At 38.8% G+C, this 21,407-nt stretch carries 19 protein-coding genes and 1 tRNA gene; 14 read left to right on the top strand and 6 right to left on the bottom strand.

The genetic code is table 11. From position 1 onward, the window contains the following. Positions 1 to 37: 37 nt before the first annotated feature. The 5 genes from GTU69_RS11840 to GTU69_RS11820 all read left to right on the top strand — a co-directional run bounded on the left by GTU69_RS11840 (position 38) and on the right by GTU69_RS11820 (position 6,595). The gene (locus tag GTU69_RS11840) at positions 38 to 1,606 is read left to right on the top strand and encodes a DNA cytosine methyltransferase (RefSeq protein ID WP_166170724.1); all 1,569 of its coding nucleotides are present in this window, start codon (positions 38 to 40) and stop codon (positions 1,604 to 1,606) included. 107 nt (positions 1,607 to 1,713) lie between these two features. After that, on the top strand, positions 1,714 to 2,772 hold the full coding sequence (locus GTU69_RS11835) for a DNA cytosine methyltransferase (protein ID WP_166170723.1): 1,059 nt from the start codon (positions 1,714 to 1,716) through the stop codon (positions 2,770 to 2,772). After that, positions 2,769 to 3,845: a hypothetical protein gene (locus tag GTU69_RS11830; RefSeq protein WP_166170721.1), complete on the top strand. Its 1,077-nt coding sequence runs from the start codon at positions 2,769 to 2,771 to the stop codon at positions 3,843 to 3,845. Before GTU69_RS11835 ends, GTU69_RS11830 begins: the two co-directional genes overlap by 4 nt. Beyond that, positions 3,838 to 5,655 carry a hypothetical protein gene (locus GTU69_RS11825; RefSeq protein WP_166170720.1) on the top strand — a complete coding sequence of 606 codons (1,818 nt, stop codon included), beginning with the start codon at positions 3,838 to 3,840 and terminating at the stop codon, positions 5,653 to 5,655. The genes GTU69_RS11830 and GTU69_RS11825 overlap by 8 nt, the downstream gene beginning before the upstream one ends. Further along, complete coding sequence (locus GTU69_RS11820) at positions 5,645 to 6,595, top strand: hypothetical protein (protein ID WP_166170718.1); 951 nt, start codon at positions 5,645 to 5,647, stop codon at positions 6,593 to 6,595. Before GTU69_RS11825 ends, GTU69_RS11820 begins: the two co-directional genes overlap by 11 nt. 198 nt (positions 6,596 to 6,793) lie before the next feature. Here the strand turns inward: GTU69_RS11820 and GTU69_RS11815 are convergent, their stop codons facing one another. Both GTU69_RS11815 and GTU69_RS11810 read right to left on the bottom strand, forming a co-directional pair. Then, positions 6,794 to 7,969, bottom strand: a complete 1,176-nt coding sequence (locus tag GTU69_RS11815) for an integrase arm-type DNA-binding domain-containing protein (RefSeq protein WP_166170790.1) — start codon at positions 7,967 to 7,969, stop codon at positions 6,794 to 6,796. Between the two features lie 180 nt (positions 7,970 to 8,149). After that, positions 8,150 to 8,240: transfer RNA gene (locus GTU69_RS11810), tRNA-Ser, on the bottom strand. Between the two features lie 121 nt (positions 8,241 to 8,361). Here GTU69_RS11810 and GTU69_RS11805 point away from each other — a divergent pair. Continuing rightward, the gene (locus GTU69_RS11805; RefSeq protein WP_166170716.1) at positions 8,362 to 10,239 is read left to right on the top strand and encodes a potassium transporter Kup; all 1,878 of its coding nucleotides are present in this window, start codon (positions 8,362 to 8,364) and stop codon (positions 10,237 to 10,239) included. An 86-nt stretch (positions 10,240 to 10,325) separates the two neighbouring features. On the opposite strand, the gene GTU69_RS11800 is transcribed toward GTU69_RS11805, so the two are convergent. Continuing rightward, positions 10,326 to 11,027 (bottom strand): hypothetical protein, encoded by a 702-nt coding sequence (locus tag GTU69_RS11800; protein WP_166170714.1) that lies wholly within the window; start codon positions 11,025 to 11,027, stop codon positions 10,326 to 10,328. A 255-nt stretch (positions 11,028 to 11,282) separates the two neighbouring features. Here GTU69_RS11800 and GTU69_RS11795 point away from each other — a divergent pair, with 255 nt between their 5' ends. Together GTU69_RS11795 and GTU69_RS11790 are read left to right on the top strand one after the other, a co-directional pair. Continuing rightward, entirely contained in the window at positions 11,283 to 12,392 is a 1,110-nt protein-coding gene (locus tag GTU69_RS11795; RefSeq protein ID WP_166170712.1) for a DNA/RNA non-specific endonuclease, read from the top strand. Positions 12,393 to 12,461: 69 nt separating this feature from the next. Further along, on the top strand, positions 12,462 to 12,707 hold the full coding sequence (locus tag GTU69_RS11790; protein ID WP_166170710.1) for a hypothetical protein: 246 nt from the start codon (positions 12,462 to 12,464) through the stop codon (positions 12,705 to 12,707). Between the two features lie 154 nt (positions 12,708 to 12,861). Here GTU69_RS11790 and GTU69_RS11785 read toward each other — a convergent pair whose 3' ends face one another. Next, the gene (locus GTU69_RS11785) at positions 12,862 to 13,863 is read right to left on the bottom strand and encodes an AraC family transcriptional regulator (protein WP_166170708.1); all 1,002 of its coding nucleotides are present in this window, start codon (positions 13,861 to 13,863) and stop codon (positions 12,862 to 12,864) included. A 105-nt stretch (positions 13,864 to 13,968) separates the two neighbouring features. Here GTU69_RS11785 and GTU69_RS11780 point away from each other — a divergent pair, with 105 nt between their 5' ends. Beyond that, positions 13,969 to 14,565 carry a sterol desaturase family protein gene (locus GTU69_RS11780; protein ID WP_166170706.1) on the top strand — a complete coding sequence of 199 codons (597 nt, stop codon included), beginning with the start codon at positions 13,969 to 13,971 and terminating at the stop codon, positions 14,563 to 14,565. 376 nt (positions 14,566 to 14,941) lie between these two features. Here the strand turns inward: GTU69_RS11780 and hisF are convergent, their stop codons facing one another. After that, on the bottom strand, positions 14,942 to 15,703 hold the full coding sequence (hisF, locus tag GTU69_RS11775; protein ID WP_346764484.1) for an imidazole glycerol phosphate synthase subunit HisF: 762 nt from the start codon (positions 15,701 to 15,703) through the stop codon (positions 14,942 to 14,944). Between the two features lie 110 nt (positions 15,704 to 15,813). Between hisF and GTU69_RS11770 the strand changes: the two genes are divergently transcribed. The 3 genes from GTU69_RS11770 to GTU69_RS11760 are packed head-to-tail and all read left to right on the top strand — an operon-like array spanning position 15,814 to position 17,826. Then, positions 15,814 to 16,764, top strand: coding sequence for a homoserine kinase (locus tag GTU69_RS11770; RefSeq protein WP_166170702.1), 951 nt, complete (start codon positions 15,814 to 15,816; stop codon positions 16,762 to 16,764). 14 nt (positions 16,765 to 16,778) lie between these two features. Continuing rightward, positions 16,779 to 17,402, top strand: coding sequence for a DUF1294 domain-containing protein (locus tag GTU69_RS11765; RefSeq protein ID WP_086197727.1), 624 nt, complete (start codon positions 16,779 to 16,781; stop codon positions 17,400 to 17,402). 31 nt (positions 17,403 to 17,433) lie between these two features. Then, the gene (locus GTU69_RS11760; protein WP_166170700.1) at positions 17,434 to 17,826 is read left to right on the top strand and encodes a hypothetical protein; all 393 of its coding nucleotides are present in this window, start codon (positions 17,434 to 17,436) and stop codon (positions 17,824 to 17,826) included. Positions 17,827 to 18,135: 309 nt separating this feature from the next. Here the strand turns inward: GTU69_RS11760 and GTU69_RS11755 are convergent, their stop codons facing one another. Further along, entirely contained in the window at positions 18,136 to 18,495 is a 360-nt protein-coding gene (locus GTU69_RS11755) for a helix-turn-helix domain-containing protein (RefSeq protein ID WP_166170698.1), read from the bottom strand. A gap of 96 nt (positions 18,496 to 18,591) precedes the next feature. Here GTU69_RS11755 and GTU69_RS11750 point away from each other — a divergent pair, with 96 nt between their 5' ends. After that, entirely contained in the window at positions 18,592 to 19,923 is a 1,332-nt protein-coding gene (locus GTU69_RS11750; protein ID WP_166170696.1) for an APC family permease, read from the top strand. A 47-nt stretch (positions 19,924 to 19,970) separates the two neighbouring features. Then, complete coding sequence (locus GTU69_RS11745) at positions 19,971 to 21,383, top strand: FAD-dependent oxidoreductase (protein ID WP_166170694.1); 1,413 nt, start codon at positions 19,971 to 19,973, stop codon at positions 21,381 to 21,383. The last annotated feature ends 24 nt before the right edge of the window (positions 21,384 to 21,407 follow it).

Below are 21,407 nucleotides of genomic sequence, written 5' to 3'. Positions count from 1 at the left end.
GTGATTTTTTTAATGCTTTTAAAAGGAATATCCTAAGTTGAACCATATTGAATTGTTTGCAGGCTGTGGTGGATTATCATTAGGTCTTGAATCCGCTGGCTTTAAATTAGTGATGGCAAATGAGCTATCACCTATGGCAGCAGAAACTTTTGCCTACAATTTCTTTAATGAAAACTTAGAGGAATCATGTCCAGAAAGTCGTGTGATGTGGTTGAGCAGTAATTATGCAAAGGAAAATAGAAAAGCTCGTTTAAGAGAGGATCCTAGAAAATTCCCTGAGCTGAGTGAAAATAAATCAGATTTTTCAGAAAATACTGAATTAAACGGAAAATTGGTCGTCGGTAATATAGTTCAATTAAATCAATGGTTAGATAGAAATCCGAAGCAGGTTATTGAATTAAGAAATGCTTATGGGAGTGAAGGTGGACTGGACTTAGTGTCTGGAGGCCCACCATGCCAAAGCTTTAGTATGGCGGGATTGAGACAATTTAATAATAACCGCAATACCTTACCGTGGGAGTTCGCAAAATTTGTGAAAACAACCCAACCTAAAATTGCTTTACTGGAAAACGTTACTGGTATCTTGAGAGCTTTTGATGTTGATGGTAAGAAGTTCTATGCTTGGTTTGAAGTCGCAAAAGCATTTGCGCAAATAAACTATATTCCTTTATGTCTTCATATCAATGCCAAGTATGCTGGTGTTGCCCAGAACCGCCCACGTTTTATATTCCTAGGGGTTCGACACGATGTATTTGATAATATTTATATAAAACTGAATGAAACTGAAAAAAAGTTATATAAACAATCAATAAGCCTTGTGAATGATTTAAAGAAAGGCATCGATGTTGAGTATGGGGCATTACCATATTTTGATGTCACTTATGATGAACATCAGGATCTATTTAGGAATACCTTTTTAAGCCCTTTAGTCAAATATAAAGATAAGGAATTTACAGTTAAGGATGCCATTGATGATCTACGCGAAGAAGGTTCAGTAAAATCTCAATATATAGAATTAATTAATACTTCGCTTATGCAAGATCATAGGGGAAGCAAAAACCTTATGAATCATGACCTGAGAAATAATGGTATCCATGTTCAAAGGCGTTTTAGGATTTACCAGATTCTTCAATTGTTGGATAACCAAACCAAGAAAGAAGCCTTGGATTTATTGAAAGGAAAAATTAATATTGTTTCAGTTTCTGCTGCTCAGAAGTTACTGAGCTATGATTACCTTATTGATCTAAATAAATATGCAAGATTTTTTTCTATTGATGAGCTTATTTCTTATTTCAATGCTCATCAAACAAAAAAGCAAACCCAAAAAGCTTTAGTTTCAGATCAGCCTGCGCCAGCAGCGTTGTCTATTCCAGATGATGCCTGTCATTATCATCATGACGAATTGAGGACTTTAACAGTTCGTGAAATGGCACGTATTCAGTCTTTCCCAGATCATTTTGTTTTCCGTTCTAAAGTTACGACAGGGGGGCAAATGAGACAATTTGAAGTACCACAATATACACAGGTTGGAAATGCAGTTCCGCCTTTGTTGGGTCAAGCTTTAGGATACGTAATAATGGAAATGCTTGAAAAATATAGATTGTAATAAAAAAATAATGAACCGAAGGTATCTAGAAAGTATGGGCTAAGTTAGCACTTGACGAATAGTGGACTTAAATGTACGCTGCGTTTTTTATAGTTCATTAAAATCAGATGATAGGAATTGACCTGTTTGCCGGAGCCGGGGGGCTTTCTTTAGGAGCACTTAGAGCTGGAGTAGATGTTAAGTATGCAGTTGAAGTAGACCCTCATGCTTGTTTGACGTATAGAAAAAATCATCCAGATACTATTTTAATTGAAAAAGATATCTCTTTAGTTAGCGCTGATTGTTTTAAAGATATTCAAAGTAAAAAAGATGATTTAGTAATTTTTGGTGGTCCTCCTTGCCAAGGCTTTTCTACATCAAATCAACGTAATCGCTCAGCTGAAAATATAAAAAACTGGCTTTTTCTTGAATATATGAGATTGGTAGAAGAACTTGATCCTAAATACGTAGTATTTGAAAATGTTAAAGGTATTTTTGAGACAGAGCAGAAAGTATTCTTTAATCTAATTATTGAAAATTTTAAAAAGCTAGGCTTCAATGTTAATTACTTTATATTAAATGCAGCTAATTATGGCGTTCCGCAGAATCGTAATAGGTTATTTATTATTGGGGCTAAAACACAAACGGTGATGACAAAACCTCCTCAAAGTAGGGGCTTAGTTAGCGTTGGTGATGCGATAAGAGATTTGCCAATAGTTGATAATGGTAATCGTATTTGTGAGCTTCCATATGCAACTCGTGCAAATTCTAAATATGCAGAAATTATGAGAAATAATAATAATGAGCTATGTTCTAATAATTTGGTGTCTAGAAACTCAACAGAAATAATTGAAAGATATTCTTATATCCCTCAAGGTGGTAATTGGGAGAATATCCCTAAAGAATTAATGAAAAATTATAAAGATGTATCTAGATGTCATACAGCGATTTACCGACGATTAACAGAGTTAGAGCCTTCTGTTACAATAGGTAACTATAGAAAAAGTATGTTGATACACCCTTGGAAGAATCGAGGCTTATCAGTAAGGGAAGCCGCTAGACTACAATCTTTTCCTGATGAGTTTCATTTTTATGGCTCTATTGGTTTTCAACAACAACAAGTCGGTAATGCTGTACCTCCGTTCTTAGCTGAGGCGGTTTTTTTAAATTTAAGGAATTTGGTATGACAGAAAAAGGTTTGTTGCCTTTGGAAATATACTTTAAAGAACAAGCAAAAAGAGTAAGTGAATTTCCAAATAAATCTACTGACTATTTTGCCAAGTACCAAAATATTTGTGATTACTTAAGAGAGCATATTTATCCTAATATTAATGTTGGATTAACAATAAATTCAGATGATACAGTTGGCAATGAAGTTGTTAAAGGACTTTATACGTCACATGGCCAAGATCATTTTGATGAAGTTGTAAATTATGCTGGTCAATTACTCGGTTTAAATACAAGCAGCATTGATATAGGGCTAAAGCCTTTTGAGCTTTATGCACTTTTAGTTGCTATACGTATACATGATGCAGGGAACATATTAGGTAGAGAAGGGCATAATGAGCGTTGTTTTGAAATTCTTAGTGATATAAATTCAAAAGTGAATCTAAGTACTAATGAAATACAAAGAATTGCAAAAATTGCAGCGGCGCACGGTGGTAAAACTAAGAATGGTTCAAAGGATACAATCTCAACTTTAAAAATAAATCATGGAATTGCTTCAAGTCCATTAAGAGAAAGACTGATTGCTGCCGTAGTTCGATTTGCAGATGAGATTTGTGAAAATAGAAATAGAAGCAGTAACTATTTAATAGAAAAGGGTAAAATTCCAGAACATAGCTTGATTTACCATAAATATGGGGCTGCGATTAATAATAATAGTGTGAATAACGGTGTTTATACAATTGATTTTATTTTAAACGTTGATGATCTCAGAAATAAGTATATGTTTAATGAAATCGTAGAAAAAGGAGAGATATTTTTAATAGATTATATATACACACGTTTAGAAAAAATGAATTTGGAAAGGGTGTATTGTAATAAATTTATGGGAGTATTGTGCCCAATTAATTCAATTAAAGCATCTATTAGTGTTCATGATGACATTGGTGATGACCTCATTGATCCAATTGCAATAGAGTTAAATGATATAGGCTATCCAAGTATTGATGAAGCGCACCCTAATCTACAAAGATGTAAAGATGTATTAAATGGCGAAGCAGTTCTGAAGCAAATAGAAGGCGAAATTAATGGATAATAATAAACTTTTAGATAATCCTTTTGCTGTTTACACACCTGAAAATTTGACAGCAGGTCAGATAGTCAGCCTTTTCGTTGCTTATCCAGAGTTTTCTAAATTTGAAATTAATGGCCATCAATTTATTGATGGGCATAGGGGAAGTGGAAAAAGCATGATGCTCAGGATGATGTGTCCTGACTGTCAGTCTATTGAGAAAGGTAGTTTCTTAGATATTAAATATTTTGGTGTTTATATACCGATAAAAACGACAATTATTAATAATCCAGAGTTTTTGAGAATTGAAAATGAATTAGGGGGAAGTGTTTTATCTGAAAGTTTATTAACCATTACTATACTTAGTTTTTTGTTTCAGAATTTAAAAGAGCATGCATCAAATTTTATTTCTATGCATACTGAGAGTAGTAAAGTTGAAAGTTTTATCCATAATGAAATTTATTATTCATTTAAATATTCAGGTGTTAAACCCGAAAATTTAGAATTTTTAAAAAAAGAAATTAATAATATAGAAGAAGCATTCGCTGATATAATAAAAATGCTTGATGAAATATATTCTGAAACAGTAATTTATATTAGAAGAAGAGCATTAACGAAAGATAGTGTTGATTATAATGGTCCATTGTTGGGTTTTCAGGATACTGTAATGAATATTATTGATGGAATACAGAAAAATAATATTCTGCCTAATATTCCGATTTACTTTTTATTAGATGATGCAGACAATTTAAGTGAATTACAGACTAAAGTTCTTAATACATGGGTCTCTTACCGTTTTATTGATAAGGCTTCTTTGAAAATTTCTACACAGTTAAATTACAAAACTTATGAGACTATTTCTGGTGTCAGAATTCAAGCGCCTCATGATTTTTCTAGAATAGAGTTCACTACAAATAGAACGGGATCAAAAAAAGAGGGTTATTTAAGCTTTTTAAAAGAAATTGTTGAAAAAAGATTAGAGCTATATGGTATTAATAAGACAGCTGAAGAATTCTTTCCATCTGATAGAAATCAAGAGATTGAAATTAAAAAAATAGAGGAAATTATAAAAAATAAATATGAAAAAGAAGGGCGTGGGTATAGGCAGAATGATGACGTTTATAGATATGCTCGTCCTGAATATATTAGGCTTTTAACCCAGAAAAAATCTTCAAGTAATTATAGTTATTCTGGCTTTAAGCAGTTGGTGAATATTTCTACTGGAATTGTAAGGTATTTTTTGGATCCTGCTGCTTCTATGTATAGCGAACAGCAAAAAGTAAATAAAAATGTGAATGAAATTGATCCAACTATCCAAGATAGGGTTGTGAGAGAGGAAGCTGGTAAGTTATTAAATGATTTCTATAATATTTCCACTCAGAATGATAGAGCTAAGGCTGAGCAGTATGGGCTATCAAATATTGATAAGCTACAAAATCTTATTAATGGATTGGGCGAGATATTTAAAGCGCATATTCTTGATGAGCTAGAATCACAACGTCGATTGGACTCATTCACCATTAGTGGAAATCAGACTCAGGAGCTAAAAGATATTTTAAATCTTGGATTAATTCATGGGTATTTATATAAAGATATCAGAGGGTCGAGAGATGGATTAGGACGTGAAACAAGATATGTCCTTACAAGAAGATTAGCCCCAATGTTTAGCCTTGACCCCAATGGGTATTCAGGTGATAAATCATTGCCAGCAGACTTATTGCAACTTTTGATGAATAATCCGAAAGCTTATACAAGTAGCTTGAGAACTAAGGGTACAGCAGCACTTAATCAGGGTGATTTGCCTTTATTTACTGAGGTGGAAAATGATCGATAAAATGAAGATTAGTGATTTTTGTGAAAAATATTCATTAGAAGATAATATATTTATACAGGGTATAGGCTTTGATCAAAGATGCTTAAGTATTTTAAGAGCTATAGATTTCTCAAAATCTGAATTATTAATTGGTGTTGTTAATCTAAAAGGAAAGCATTATTCAAAAAAAAATTCAGATTTATTTAAAGATATTACAAAAGATAAAGGTGTTTTAGTTGGTGAGAGTAATAAGTCGATATTATCAATTTTAGATGAGACTTTTGAAATAGTAATTGATAAGTATCATAAAAATAATGAAATAAAAATTTTTATTGATATATCATCACTTTCAAGAGAGATGTTATTATCAATGTTAACCTTTTTATCAAATTTAGATTTATTAAATAATATTTATTTTTTAAATGTTATATCTAAATCTTATGGGGGGTGGTTGTCTCGTGGAGTTGTTGAAATAAGATCTATTATAGGTTTTTCTGGTTTTATTTTGCCTTCAAAAAAAATGCATCTTATAGTTTTTGCAGGTTTTGAGGCGGATAGAATTAAACATATTATAGATGCTTGTGAACCACATAAAATATCAATAGGTGTTGGGGGCAGAAACCAATCAATATCTGAGTCTTTTTCGGTTGTAAACTCTGAAAATGTAGAAAAAATTTATAGAGATTTAATTGAAATAAATACAGAAGTTGATTTTTTTGATTTCTCATGCTTTGATCCATTGGAGATGGTTAGTCAACTTGATAAAATTTATCAGAATGTTGATACCTTAAATTATAATATTGTAATGGCTCCATTAAATACGAAATTATCTACAATTGGTGTTGGACTTTTTTCTCTTAAGCATGAAAATATTCAAATATGTTATGCTGAAGCTGAGGAATATAATTATAATGCTTATAGTGATGCAACAGATGAAATGTTTGTTTTTAATGTAAAATAGATTGATTTTAATAAATTGTGAACTTTCATCAATATTTTAAATTGATGAAAGTTCACAGTATTTTTTAATGCTATTTATTTAAATTTTAATAATAATTTTTTGTTGAAAAATTTATAAAGTTTTCAAATCTGAACTGTGGCCTTTATAATATATAAATTATTTAAGTTAATTATTTTGATTTTTTATATTATTTTTATTTCAATATTCAGTTTTATTTCTCAATCCATCAATAAAATTAGCCCATTCCTGCATCATCTTTGTTCTGTATTCGAGGTGTTGTGCATGGTTATACGCCTGAGAGACGGCATTACCAACGGTGTGTGCTAACTGTATTTCAATGGCATCATGCATATAGCCTTGCTCATGTAATGTTGTAGATGCAAGTCCACGAAAACCATGCCCCGTCATTTTACCTGTATAGCCCATAGTGCGAATGGCACTTAATAGAGCGTTATTGCTTAGCGGTTTTGCAGTACTGTGATTATAGAAAACAAATTGCTTATTACCTGTGAGTGGCTGTAGAGCTTGGATGAGTTCAATAGCTTGTCTTGATAAAGGAACAATATGAGGTAAAGCCATTTTCATTTTATACGCAGGAATCCTCCATAAATGATTCTCAAAATCAATCTCATTCCACTCCATGTTAATGAGCTCAGCAGTTCTTACAAAAGTTAAAGTCATTACTTGTAAGGCAGTTTTAACTAAAATGTTACCGTGATAACGATCCATTCGCTCTAGGAAAGGAGGAAACTCAGAAATATCTAAACGGGCCATATGTTTCACTTTACGAGGCTTGAGAGCTTCTTGAAGATGAGGGGTTGGATTATTCTCAATGAGTCCTTTACGAATTGCATAACGAAAAATACGCCCAGCTAAAGGAATAGAGCGTTTAGCCATCTCTTGAGCACCGCGTGCTTCAATTTGCTTAGCACAAGCAAGGACATCTTTCCCTTTAATCTGATCAATAGGCATATTACCTAACGCAGGGAAAAGATCTTTTTCAAATACAGATAAGTCACGTAAGTAAGTCCCTTCTTTAATAACAGCCTTACGATCTTCCATCCATTCCATAGCAAGTGATTTGAAAAGAATGCTTTCATCGACTTGTTGTTTCTTTTGCTTTTTCTCTTCATTGGGATTAATCCCATCTTTAAGCTTTAATCGTGCTTCATCTCTGGCACGGCGAGCCTGTGCAAGCGTAGTTTCAGGGTATGTACCAATACTGAAGATATTCTCTTTTCCCTTCAATCGATACTTCATTCGCCAATGCATTCCTCCAGAAGGAGTGACCTCTAGATACATGCCTTTTTCATCAGAGTATTTAGTTTTCTTTTCTAAAGGTTTTATTTTTCTGACTTGAGCATCTGTAAGCATGGCAATAATTCCACAGAATTGGGGGTATAATTTTAGGGGTAAAATATTATACCCCCAGTTATACCCCCAACTACATCAAGCTTGCAATAGATCAAGTAGATTGTATGAGACGTAAAAAAAGCTTAAACCCTTTAGATTTAAGCTTTTTTAGACCTTATGAGATTCCATAAGAATTGAATTTGGCGGTGAAAGAGGGATTCGAACCCTCGATACGCTATTAACGTATACACACTTTCCAGGCGTGCTCCTTCAGCCACTCGGACACTTCACCATTGCGCCGCGATGATAGCGAAAAAAAGCCCTTCTGCCAAGTTGAAACAATTGATTTAGAGCAAAAGTTTTTGCTCAATGATATGATTGCGAAAAAATAGTGTTCAAAACGAAGACGAAATATGCAAAGTACTGCACAAAAAGCCGCATTGCCCGCGATTACTCTGGCAGCATTAGGGGTTGTGTTTGGAGATATTGGAACCAGTCCACTCTATGCGCTGAAAGAATCATTCCATACAGTACATGGCTTGGGGATTAACCCTGAAAATGTATTGGGTATTTTGTCGATTATTTTTTGGACCATGACACTGGTCATTACCATTAAATATGTCGCCATTGTTATGCGTGCAGATAACAATGGTGAAGGCGGAATTATGGCGCTGTTGGCCCTAAATTTGCGTAATACAAATTTTAGTGATCAAAAAAAGTTACTGTTAATTGCGATTGGCTTTATTGGTGCTTCCCTGTTTTTTGGGGATGGCATCATTACCCCCGCAATTTCAGTGTTATCTGCAGTTGAAGGGCTGTCTATCGCTACAAATGTTTTAGACCCTTATATTATACCAATCGCCATGACGATTGTGACCATATTGTTCATCATGCAAAAGTATGGAACAGCCTTTGTGGGGAAGTTTTTTGGTCCAATAACTTTATTATGGTTTTTAGCACTGGGATTCTTGGGAATCTCTAGCATTATTCAGACTCCTGTAGTTTTGGGGATGTTTAGTCCACATTGGGCTTTCCAGTTTATTGTCACTCATCCCTTAATGACCTTCTTTATTATGGGCGCGGTCGTACTGACCGTGACAGGCGGGGAAGCCTTGTATGCCGATATGGGCCATTTTGGTCCTGTTCCTATTCGTTTGGCCTGGTTTTTTGTGGTGTTACCTTGTTTGTTAATTAACTATGCAGGTCAGGGGGCATTATTACTTCGCGATCCAAGTGCGATTCAAAATCCATTCTATTTATTGGTGCCTGAATGGGCTCTATACCCCATGATTTTCTTGGCAACGATGGCCGCAGTCATTGCCTCTCAAGCTGTTATTTCAGGGGTGTTCTCTTTAGCACGTCAAGCCATTCAATTGGGTTATTTACCACGACTGACCATTAAACACACCTCAGACTCAGAACAGGGACAAATCTATGTGCCTTTACTGAACTGGGTTTTACTGGCCTCTATTATTGTACTGATCTTGATTTTCCAAACCAGTTCACGCTTATCTCATGCTTATGGTCTGGCTGTGACCATGACCATGTTATGTGACACCTTACTGATTGCTGTGTTTATTCGTTACACATGGAAATGGAATCTACCGAAACTGGTGCTGCTGATTACTCCATTCTTGGTATTGGACTTGGTATTGGTAAGCGCAACCTCACTCAAAGTATTCTCTGGGGGATGGGTTCCACTGTTGATTGGTGGAATTGCTTTCCTTCTATTAATGACATGGAAAGAAGGGCGTGAACTGACCTTCGCCAAGCTCCAGCAAGATACCTTACCTCTAGATATATTCGTGCAAAGTATCGATGAGCAAGCCAATTGGGTAGAAGGGGAAGCTATATTTCTCACGGGTACTCCCACAGTGGTACCGCACGCCATGTTGCATAATATGAAGCACAATAAGGTCTTGCATCAGAAAAATATTATTTTGACGGTTAAAATTCAAGATGTCCCTTACGTCGCTGATCAGGATCGCTTCCAAGTAGAAATGATGAATCGGCATTTTTATCGGGTTGAACTGTTTTACGGTTTTAAAGATGAGATGAATATTCCGCAGGCACTCGAAGCAGTCTACCAATCGATTGAACTCGAATATAATTTGATGCAAATCAGCTTCTTTGTTTCGCGTGAACGAATTATTAGTACAGTGGGTGACGGTATGGCCTCTTGGCGTGAAAAGCTGTTTATTTCGATGCAGCGCAATACCAGTCCGGTGAGTGACTTTTATCGGATTCCTCCCAATCGTGTGGTTGAATTAGGTAGTCAAATCGAAATCTAAGTTTCAGATCGTGCAGACAATAAAAAACCAAGGTGGAAAATCCTTGGTTTTTTATTTGGAGGATGAAAGCCTGAAAAAGAGCGTGATTAGTTCTCTGTTGCCTCTGTCATTGGTACTTCAGGAGAGACCTTTACCGGAGCATCGCTTACAGCAGCTTCTGGTGCTGCTTGTACTGCATCATCTGGCTGTGTTGCTTCAGGGGTGGCTGCAAAGGCTTCCTGGGTTGCAGTGGTCGCAACATGATTTGCTGGTGCGGCAGCCGCAGATTCATTGCTTAGTTCTGCTTGAGGCATATTTGCTGGATTGACTTGTGCATCAGCAGCAGATTGATTGACCGGCGCAGTTGCAATCTGTTGATCTGAACCTTGTTTCGCCTGTTGCGCAGCTAATTCGCTATTCGGTTGTATCTGATCTACATGGTCAGATACAGCCTGAGCTGTTTGCTCAATAGCAGATTCATTTGCTTGTGTGCTAGATGAATCAACTTGTGCTGCTGTATTTAGCTCTGAGCTTTGTGCCGCAGTTGCATCTGAAGCTGAGCTGGTTTGTACTGCGGTTTCAGAACCCGCTGCATTCGACTTGGTGGCAACTTGACCTGCATCCACAATGCGGATTTGACCACTAGCCACTAATTCTTCAATCGAACCTGCCTGACCATTTACTGCAGTGCTTACTTTGACTTTAGATAGACTTTCTAAGGTATCGCCCGGTTGAATGGCTGGTTCTGCGAATGCCGTTGCACTCATCATTCCTGTAACCAGACTTAAACCTAAAAGCTTAAAATGCATAAAATACTCCGTAGCAATCATTATTCAGATTTTTTGCGTATTTTTACCTTGTCATAAGCAGCATCGGTTTTTCAATCAAACATACGTAAAGCTCTTAAGACTGGTTAGAAAAGCTTTAGAAAATGAGACAGACTGTTACAACAACTGTGCTTTTGTTGAACAGTTTTAGGCTAATTGTTAAGCAAATAAAATTTGCTACATATACTTCATTTTCACTGCTTGTTAAGCTCGTGAAAAATGAGGGTTGGTCTCAAAATGGCAGTCAAGAAAGGTAAAACGGGTCAATCTGTAATGCAAATTTTAAAGCGGAATAGTTTAAAAATTATCTTGGGAGTAGTTGCAACCAGTAGTTTTGCAATTGCCTTTGGACAAGAAAGAATTCAACAGCTGATTTCATTGCCATCAGCCTCCAACTCGGCCTGTCTGGATCAGTTTTACCGCGATATTCCGCCGTATCTGGCCAAAAAAAGCCTGACTAAAAATGTCTTTCCTCTGTGCTTTAATGGCTTTAACGTGATGTATTCGGGGGTGTCGAAAACACCTTTATGGGTGGCAGAAGCCCTGACGCCACAACGCTTGAGCCATAAAATTCCACGTGAAGACAACTTCCATGAAGAAACACGTCTAAAGACAGAATATCGAGCGACCTTGGCAGACTATAAAGCTTCGGGCTATGACCGCGGACACATGGCACCCAATGCCGATATGCCGAATAAAGATGCGCAGTTTGACAGCTTCTCATTGGCCAATATGGTGCCGCAAGCTCCGAAGAATAATCAGCAGGTTTGGCGAGAGCTGGAAGAAGCGACTCGCGCGATCGTGACCAAGCAGAAGCAGGATGTCTATATTGTAACGGGACCGGTGTATTCAGCTAAAAAACTGAAGACAATTGGTAATGGGGTGATTGTTCCAACAGCGACCTATAAAGCCATCTATATCCCAAAAACAGGGGCAGCAGGGGTGTACTATGCCGACAATACCCTGAAAAATACTGCACCGAAAGTGCAGGTGATCAGTATCTGTGCTCTGGAAGATCTGACAGGAATTAATATTTTTCCCCAGTTAACCGAAGACCAGAAGCGCAATACTTACAATTTGCCACTAAAAGCAAGTGCAGTGAAAGCAACTCAGAAAATTGCCTATTCACATTGGGATGCAGAAAGCCAATGTGCCGAAGAAGTCAGTGCAGATGAGCTTAACGCTTTGCAGAAAAAGTTTAAATCTTCCTCTGCAAGTTCAGCAAATTTAACCCCTGCACAAGAGAATAACGGTAGTGCAGTAACGAACGGTCCAAATACTCAAGATGCGATTATTAAACAGTTGATAGAAGGGCTTTTGCAGTACATTTTACAGTTGTTGAAATAAGTCTTTTTTAGGTAGGATGAAAGTCGTCATCCTACTTTTTTAATAACAACAAAGATCAGTGAGAATACAATGTTCAAGCCTTTTGAAAATGGTACCGAATCGCATGCCATTCATGACCTCACCTTAGAAAATCAAGAAGACTGTGTCAGTATTTATGGCAATTTACAGCTGACCAAAGATCAGGCCGGGCTTCAGGCAGCGAAAGCCTTGCAGGCTTTTGTTAATGCTGTGGTCAGTGCTTTGGAAAATGAAGCTCATCTTCCGGAAAAAATTGACCGTCAGAATGAACAGGAAATTGAAAATCCATTTTTATAAGCAGTGCTTATGTTTCACATGGAACATAAAAAAAGCTCACCGACGTGAGCTTTTTTATTCTTCAGGATATTTGATATTAATCGGGAAATTGCTGGTTGATTAATCATAACATACTGAATAGATATGACATTCCCCTGATGATTTGAAGGTAAATTTATGCATATTGTTGTTGTCGCCATTGCTGCGGTGTCATGCCTGTCCACTTTTTAAAAGCACGCTGGAAGGCACTTTGTTCGGAATAACTCAGCAATAAGGCAATTTCTTGCAGGCTGAGATGCCGATCTTTTAAATATTGCTCCGCCAATAAATGTCGTACTTCCTGCATACGCTGCTGATAGGTGGTGCCTTGTTGTTGTAAATGGCGTTGCAATTGCCGTACCGACATACTGAGCTGCTTGGCAATCGGTTCGATTTGATACAGGTTTTTTTGCAGTCCGGTGAGAATAGCTTGTTGCAGACGTTCATCTAATTGGGTGGAATTCGGAAGTTTATCCAGGAGTGCCTGAGCTTGCTGCATCAGCAAATGTTGCAGGGTTTGGTCTCCTTGACGAAAAGGCTTGGCGAGCTCGGCAACTGGTAAAATAATTTGCGCCACAGGCTGAGAAAAACGGACTTTGCAATGGAAATACTGTTCGTATAACGCGACATTCTTGGGTGCCGGATGGGTAAAGTGAACCTCATGAATATGAATATCTTCAAATTCCATAGAATGTTTCAGGAACTGAAACATCACGGCAATTGCGATTTCATTGCTGACTTGAGTGGTCAGATGAAAAGGAACACTTCCCCAGCCAATGGCCAAATAATCCCCCAGCATGTCGGCTTGTAAGGGGCTGCCATCATAGATCAAACGATGCAGGTCATGATAACGATACAAAGCTTCACCTAAGGTATTACAGGACAGGGCAATATAGGCAATGATGCCGAGATGTTTGGGTTGTACATATTCGGCAATCTCTAAGCCGAGTGCAGGAATTTTTAAATGCTGATCTACATCGGTCAGTAATTCGCGCCAAAGACAAAAGTCAAAGCGTTCCAAGTTCTGAACTTGTTCAAGTTTTTCAGAAATGGCTAAGCCTTTGGCCTGACTATAGGCATAAAGTAAATGCCCAAGTCCGCCATATACAGAGCCTGTGTAATCTTTAAACTGATGCATATTGATCTTTTTATTGTCGTAATTTGTCAATGAAGTTTTATTTTAAGGTCAATATTTAGCACATTTCATTGCCTATATTCAATACAGAATAGGGAGAAAGCGATAATGTGGAAAGGTTTCTTGTTGGGTTTGGTGGTGGCCAATGGCTTTGAATGGATCGCACACAAATATATTTTGCATGGCACACATCGCAGTGGAAAGCCGCGTTATAGTCCGGTGCCAGACAGCATGAAATCACATTGGGAGCATCATCGTGAAGTCAGAAAAACGGCATTTCATGACCATGGCTATGTCGAAGGTCTTGCCAATTGGCGCACTAAAAATGAAATTATTTCACTGACTGTGGTTGCGGGCGTTTTTGGCACGCTATTTTATCCGGTCTCCAAAGGCATGGCACTGTCTACGGTATATAGTGCCTGTAATTATTATTATATTCACCGCCGCGCCCATTTAGAGCCAGAGTGGGCCATGAAAAAAATTCCTTGGCATTATGATCATCATATGAATTCCAATCAGGATGCCAACTGGTGCGTGACCAAACCCTGGTTTGATTACATTTTGGGAACTCGGGTGATTTCAGCCCCAGAATTGCAGGAGGAAAATCCCTTAGGAATTTTGCTGCCCGACATAGTTTCAAATCTGTTGAACGGTATAACCGAGCGTTATTTTCCGGCGAAATGGGTGGAAAAACAGGGTAATTAGTTATTTTTTTAGAATGAAGTGTAAGTTTTATCGATCAGGAAGATATTGCGCGATAAAATAGCTAGAAGTCACGACTGCCGAGATCTTGTCGTAATTTGTCAATATTTTCGGTATTAATAGTCAATGTTTTTATTATTATTTTTTATATATTTGTTTTCGCAATCAGGCTGGCCCAGTTAAGTTGACGAGTCACTGTATATGTCATTTTACTGTTTTTCTTTTCAAGAAACCGCGCTGTAGTTTTCTTGGTTTATAGGGAGTCTTCAAGACTCCCTTTTTTTATCTGCACTTTTTATGCGGGTCTGATTTCAGAGCTGGTCTATAAATAAAAAAGAGTGGAAAGGACCACTCTTTTTAGATTAACTTGTGTCACTTCTTAGAGACGCATTTCAATCCCTTGTGCAGCCAGATACTGTTTGGCTTCCTGAATGGTGTATTGACCAAAGTGGAAAATAGAAGCTGCAAGTACTGCATCTGCACCACCCTTGAGAATACCATCAGCCAAATGCTGCAAGTTACCCACGCCACCAGAAGCAATAGTTGGAATGGTGACACGGTCATTGATGTTACGCATTAAGGCCAAGTCATAACCGACTTTGGTACCATCGGCATCCATAGAGGTAATTAACAGTTCACCTGCGCCATAATCAGCCATTTTGACTGCCCATTCAATGGCATCAATGCCGGTCGGTTTACGGCCACCATGGGTGAAAATTTCCCATTTATTGTCGCCGGTTTTTTTGGCATCAATCGCCACTACAATACATTGGGCACCAAAGCGTTGCGACGCTTCCTGAACAAATTCCGGGTTAAATACCGCAGCCGAGTTAATGCTGACTTTATCGGCACCGGCATTCAGCAACAGGCGGATATCTTCCACCTTACGCACACCGCCACCTACAGTTAAGGGAACAAAGACGCTTTCTGCCATGCGTTCAACGGTACGGTAAGTGGTATCGCGACCGCTTGAGGTTGCAGTAATGTCCAGGAAGGTAATTTCATCGGCACCTTGTTCATTATAACGGCGTGCTACTTCGACCGGATCGCCTGCATCACGAATATCAAGGAACTGTACGCCTTTCACCACTCGACCATTATCTACGTCAAGGCAAGGAATAATACGTTTAGCAAGCATAATTTTTTCCAAAAATAACAGCCGATTATGAAACTTCGCCACGAAGGTGCTACACCTTGGTAGTTGTAGCAGGTATTCTATCAAAATTATGTAAGTTTTTTTGCAGGTTTTCTATGTCGGTTTATACCCCTTTGACTTTACAGGAAGTTCAGGCGTTTGCAGCACCTTATGGATTAGAGGTGCTGGAGCTGATTCCGATTCAAGGCGGGATTCAGAATACCAACTATTTTTTAGTCTGTGAAAATGCAAAGCAGTATGTGCTGACCGTATTTGAAGAGATGGATGAGCAGGGTGCAGCAGAACTGGTTCCGGTACTGGAGCATTTAGGTCAGCAAGGTTTAGCCGTGCCTGTACCGTTAAATTATGCAGGGCAGGCTATTCATCCTTTAAAAAGTAAGCCTGCGCAGATTGCACCACGCATGATGGGCAAGCATCCCATGCCAGCAACTTTGGAACAGGCACAGGCCATTGCTGTGGCTCAGGCGAAAATCCATGTGGCTCTACAGGATTTTCCGCTGGAACGAGCTGCATATCGTAACCACAATTACTGGCTGCAAGTGGCGAAAGAATTAAAACCGACTCTAAATCCTGCCGATTCTATTCTGCTCAGTGAAGTGCTGGGGCTTTATGACGCACTCACTGCCGTCTATCCAAACCGTCCCAAAGGCTTTATTCATTCCGATTTGTTCCGTGACAATACCTTGTTTGAAGGCAACGAATTGAAAGGAATCCTGGATTTTTACGAATTGAACAAAGATGAATTTCTGTTTGATATTGCCATTACCTTAAATGACTTCTGCACCGAATATCCCGAGGTGCATTTAAATGAAGCGAAAGCCCACGCTTTTTTAGAAGCTTATGAAACGGTGCGTCCTCTGACTCAGGATGAAAAATCCTGTCTGGAAATTTATCTGGCCATGGCGGCAGCACGGTTTTGGCTGATGCGTTTACAAGTCGCACAAAAAAATGCACAACAAGGACGTACAGGAGATGATATTCTTCAGAAAAATCCTTTGGAAATGCGTAATATGCTGGTAGAACGACTAAAATTTGTGACGGCTTGATATAGGATATAAAAATGCGTGATCAGGGGCGATTGGTCGAATGGTTTGATGAAAAAGGCTATGGTTTTATTCAGCCCAATGATGCCTCGAAAGATCGCGTGTTTCTACACATTAAGGATTTTGCCCGTCAAGGGCCCCGTCCGATTGTGGGTTGTGCGCTTGAATATACGGTCTTGCTGGATGGAGATGGACGTTATCGTGCCCAGCAGGTGACTTATCTTAAAGCGTCACAAACCAAAAAAAATGTGAGCAAGCCAAAGCTCTCCAAGCAACCGGCACAAAAATTAAAACCGATGCAAATTGCCTGTATCGGTTATATTTTGGCTCTGGCCGTGTTTACCATAGCGGGTTTATTAAGTGGCATGGTGCTGTTATTTATTAGCATCATTAATGCCATCACTTACTGGATGTACGCTCAAGATAAAGAAGCTGCCTTGCAAGGTAATCGCCGCGTACCCGAGCAAACCCTGCATCTGCTATCTTTTCTGGGCGGCTGGCCTACGGCATGGCTGGCTCAGGAAAAGCTGCGTCATAAAACACAAAAACAACCCTTTAGAAAGATTTATTTTTGTACTATAGCCTTAAACATACTTTTGATTTTATGGCTGATTTCTCCTTTTAATGTGCTGAAATTTTAAAAGGGGGAACGATTACTTAAAAGGTATAATAATGAATTATTCTATCGATCAAGATCCCAACCGTACCCTGACTTTAATTCTTTATATCCTGTACATTATTGCCATTTTTACGGGAGGCTTATTGGCCGTTGTTGCCCTGATCATTAACTATATAAAGCGCAATGATGTACGGGGTTCCATTTTTGAAAGCCATTTTAGCTGGCAAATCCGGACCTTCTGGTGGTATCTGTTTTGGAACCTGATTGCCTTTATTCCTTTTATTTTCCTGTTTTTTACCGGTGAAAACATGGATGTATTTACTGGGGTTGCCTTAGGCGCAAGTGTATTTTGTTTGCTGGTGATTGGCATTTCCTGGATCTGGATTGTCTATCGTGCTATTCGCGGTATTATTTGTTTGAATGACAATCAGCCTATGTATCAATAACAACAGATCTAAAAAATGAAGGTGGCAATAGCCACCTTTTTTATGCGCTATAATGAATCATCTGTTTAAACAGATGCATTAATTTAATTCTTTTGTAAAAAATCAGTTTACCTTTTTAACTTTTATAGCATACTTTTTTAGTTAATTTACTTTACTTTTTTAATATTTAAAATTTACTTTTTTATTTTAATAGTTTTACTTTTTTAATATTTATAGTTTACATTTTTAATAAAATAACTTTACATTAATGTACATTTATTTATATAAATTTAATTTCTTTTTTTATTTTAATTTAGACGGGTTTTAGGCTTAAGAATAAAATCGACCGCGACGGCGGCGTAGTCCTAAAACATGAATTGCGCGCACCAAAACCGCATACGAAACTGCGTAGCCAAAACGTTGCTCAAATAATATTACAAGGTCGCTAATATTCTTAAATTTTGTATTTTTTACAAATACTTGAAATTCATCCCAGTCTTTAATATGACTCGGTGCACCGCGGTTTTTTGCCGGTTTTGGCACTAAGTCTCCGGTTTCTTCTTCCAGCTTGATCCATGCATCCAGTGTCACACGAGAAATGTTGAATTCTTTGCATACTGCAACTTTGTAATCAGTTTTTTTATACATTTGAATGGCTGCTTTTCGAGTTTCTAAACTGTACTTTGGCATTTACTCGTACCAGGATTAAATATTTATTTTTTATTATATGGCATAGTCGTTGCAAATGAACAAATAACTCAAATAAATAATGTTCAGGTGACAGCTATGGAGAAAACACAAGTCTCTTTCAAAAAAATGTCGTTATGGCAAGTCGTCATCCTTGGTGTGGCCTATATGACCCCAATGGTGGTGTTTGATACTTTTGGTATTGTGTCCGGAATCACCGATGGCCGGGTACCCTTGGCTTATATTTTTGCTTTGGTGGCGATGCTGCTGACTGCATTTAGCTATGCACGCTTTAGCCGGAAAACTGAAAAACCCGGTTCTGCCTATACCTACACCGCAGAATCTTGTGGAGCCAAAGCTGGCTTCTTTGTGGGCTGGTGTTCCTTGCTCGACTACATCTTGCTGCCTTTAGTGAATGCCTTGTTGGCCGGGATTTATCTGGAAGCGGTTATTCCCAGCGTACCTTACTGGATGTGGGTCACGCTGTTTGCAGGCCTGGTCACACTCATTAACTGTTTCCGCATTAATTTCCTTGCCAATCTCAGTCTAGTCTTTGTGATCGCACCTTTATTACTGATGGTGCTATTCATCTATCTGGTGATTCGCGGTGTAGGTGAGGGACAAGGTTATGAGCATGTGTTGACTCTTGCGCCGTTATTTAATGGTGACAGCTCCATCCTACCCTTGATTGCAGGGGCATCCATCCTGTGCTTTTCATTTCTGGGCTTTGATGCGGTGACCACCATGTCGCATGAAACTCAAGATCCGAAACGAACCATTCCACGTGCGGTGATGCTCACTACACTGTCAGGCGGTATCATTTTCCTGACGGCATCCTGGTTTATTCAACTCTATTTTCCAAGCAATGTCCGTTTTAACAACCCGGATGAAGCCTTGCCTGAAATTGTGCTGTATGTCGGTGGAGCATTGTTCCAGTCGGTATTTTTGTGTGCACAAATTATGAATACCTTTGCTTCAGGTCTGGCAACCCATGCCAGTGCATCCCGTCTGATTCATATTATGGGTAAAGATGGTATTTTTCATAAAGAAACTTTTGGGCAAGTTCACAGCAAATTAGGTACACCGCTTTATGCAGTACTGTTGGTTGGTTTGATTTCTCTGACGGCCATCGCCCTTGACCTGGCAACTGTGGTGAGCATGATTAGTTTCGGGGCCTTGATTGCCTTTACCGCAGTCAATTTTTCAGTTTTCGTCAAATTCTATGTCCGTGAGCAGCAACGCCACGGGATGAAAAATATCTTTTTAAACCTGATTTTACCGTTTATTTCGGTCGGCGTGATCATGTGTTTATGGTTCAACCTGGAGCGTTCCGCACTGTTGTTTGGTTGTGGCTGGCTGTCTGTCGGGATTGTGATCTTCCTGTACAAAAAACTGAAAAAGCAAAACATTGTGATTGGCAATGCCTACTAAAAGATTGCCGCAAATTTTGAAATGAATTGAAGATGGGAAGAGTGAACATGAATATACAAAAGCCAGTATTTTTAAATGACGTAGAATTTAAAGCCAGCATAAACCAGCAAAGTGGCAAGGAATGGAACTGGATTAATCCAAAGCATGGTGCATTTGGGCATCCTGCGAATTACTATGAAAGTTCACTGGAACAATGGCACCAGTTTGATGCCTTGAGTGCCGATATTGAATGTGATGTGGTGGTGATTGGTGGCGGCTTGCTGGGTGCTTCGACGGCCTTACATCTGTCTGAGCAGGGGGTGGAGACGGTTCTGGTCGAGAAAAACCGGATTGGCAGTGCGGCTTCTGGAAGAAATGGCGGGCAATTGACCCCAGGCTTGGCACGTTGGGAAGCGGCAGAAATGATTGAACATTTCAGTTATGCAGATGCCAAAAAACTCTGGCACTTTACCTCAACCGAAGCGATGTCCTTAATTGATTCGATTGCAGACCAATACAATCTGGACTTGCAGCGTAAACGTGGCCATATCACCGCTGCCGTACATGAAGGGCATCTGGTTGGTTTAACTCAAGGTGCCGATGCACGCAAGTTTTTGGGTGAGGCCCATACTCAAGTAGTGGGCAAGCATGAGCTGAAAGAACACATTGCCTCTGACAATTATTGTGGTGGTTTGCTGGATGCTCTGGGTGGACATATTCATCCCCTGGCTTTAAACCGCGGTCTCATTTATGGTTTCTGTAAAAATGGCGGCAAAGTCTATGAGCAAACTGAAGTCACTGTAGTAGAAGAACGGGAAGATGGTATTTATGTGACCACCACCAGTGGCGTGATCAAAGCCCGTAAAAGTGTGGTGATGGGGGTGCATCATGCCTCCTTTAAGTTGCTGCAAAAGAATAATCAGACCACGATTCCGTTCTATACCTATGTCTGTACCACAGCTCCATTAGAATTTGATTTAAAAGAATTATTACCAACAGATGCACCTGTCTATGATACGCAATTCCAGATCGACTATTATCGTGGTGTATCGCAAAACCGCTTGCTGTTTGGTGGGGAGGGGACAGGTTCATGCTGGAATCCTGAAAAAACCCATCAGTATTTATTGGGCCGGATTCAACATGTATTTCCGCAGTTAAAAAGTGTCGAGCTGGATTTTGTCTGGAGTGGAACCACTGACCTGACCATGAATGGCGCGGCAGATAGCCGTAAGTTTGGTAACAAATTCCCCATCTATGCCGTACAGGGCTGGAGCGGTCATGGCGTGGCGCAAACGGTACGTATCGGTAAGGCGATTGCTGATGATTTCTGTGGCAAAGCGGATGACTTTAATATGCTGACCCGTATTCATCATCAGGATATTCTGTTTGGTCGTGCACTGGCACCCGTGGTCATTCCGGTAGCAAAAAGCGCCTATGGATTGGGTGCGTTGATTAATCCGGGGAAGATGGTGTCGTTTTAAATATCTCTTTCCTTCCACAAAAAC

The sequence above is a fragment of the Acinetobacter sp. SA01 genome, from assembly GCF_011319235.1.
Classification (GTDB): domain Bacteria; phylum Pseudomonadota; class Gammaproteobacteria; order Pseudomonadales; family Moraxellaceae; genus Acinetobacter.
This window is presented reverse-complemented; position numbering and strand designations above follow the sequence as displayed.

Excerpts from the sequence above, each read along its gene's own strand:
- GTU69_RS11830 (WP_166170721.1), top strand. The coding sequence starts at position 2,769 with ATGACAGAAAAAGGTTTGTTGCCTTTGGAAATATACTTTAAAGAACAA.
- GTU69_RS11835 (WP_166170723.1), top strand. The coding sequence starts at position 1,714 with ATGATAGGAATTGACCTGTTTGCCGGAGCCGGGGGGCTTTCTTTAGGA.
- GTU69_RS11750 (WP_166170696.1), top strand. The coding sequence starts at position 18,592 with ATGGAGAAAACACAAGTCTCTTTCAAAAAAATGTCGTTATGGCAAGTC.
- GTU69_RS11815 (WP_166170790.1), bottom strand. The coding sequence starts at position 7,969 with ATGCTTACAGATGCTCAAGTCAGAAAAATAAAACCTTTAGAAAAGAAA.
- GTU69_RS11780 (WP_166170706.1), top strand. The coding sequence starts at position 13,969 with ATGTGGAAAGGTTTCTTGTTGGGTTTGGTGGTGGCCAATGGCTTTGAA.
- GTU69_RS11795 (WP_166170712.1), top strand. The coding sequence starts at position 11,283 with ATGGCAGTCAAGAAAGGTAAAACGGGTCAATCTGTAATGCAAATTTTA.
- GTU69_RS11755 (WP_166170698.1), bottom strand. The coding sequence starts at position 18,495 with ATGCCAAAGTACAGTTTAGAAACTCGAAAAGCAGCCATTCAAATGTAT.
- GTU69_RS11820 (WP_166170718.1), top strand. The coding sequence starts at position 5,645 with ATGATCGATAAAATGAAGATTAGTGATTTTTGTGAAAAATATTCATTA.
- GTU69_RS11760 (WP_166170700.1), top strand. The coding sequence starts at position 17,434 with ATGAATTATTCTATCGATCAAGATCCCAACCGTACCCTGACTTTAATT.
- GTU69_RS11785 (WP_166170708.1), bottom strand. The coding sequence starts at position 13,863 with ATGCATCAGTTTAAAGATTACACAGGCTCTGTATATGGCGGACTTGGG.
- GTU69_RS11825 (WP_166170720.1), top strand. The coding sequence starts at position 3,838 with ATGGATAATAATAAACTTTTAGATAATCCTTTTGCTGTTTACACACCT.
- GTU69_RS11805 (WP_166170716.1), top strand. The coding sequence starts at position 8,362 with ATGCAAAGTACTGCACAAAAAGCCGCATTGCCCGCGATTACTCTGGCA.
- GTU69_RS11800 (WP_166170714.1), bottom strand. The coding sequence starts at position 11,027 with ATGCATTTTAAGCTTTTAGGTTTAAGTCTGGTTACAGGAATGATGAGT.
- GTU69_RS11770 (WP_166170702.1), top strand. The coding sequence starts at position 15,814 with ATGTCGGTTTATACCCCTTTGACTTTACAGGAAGTTCAGGCGTTTGCA.
- GTU69_RS11790 (WP_166170710.1), top strand. The coding sequence starts at position 12,462 with ATGTTCAAGCCTTTTGAAAATGGTACCGAATCGCATGCCATTCATGAC.
- GTU69_RS11765 (WP_086197727.1), top strand. The coding sequence starts at position 16,779 with ATGCGTGATCAGGGGCGATTGGTCGAATGGTTTGATGAAAAAGGCTAT.
- GTU69_RS11745 (WP_166170694.1), top strand. The coding sequence starts at position 19,971 with ATGAATATACAAAAGCCAGTATTTTTAAATGACGTAGAATTTAAAGCC.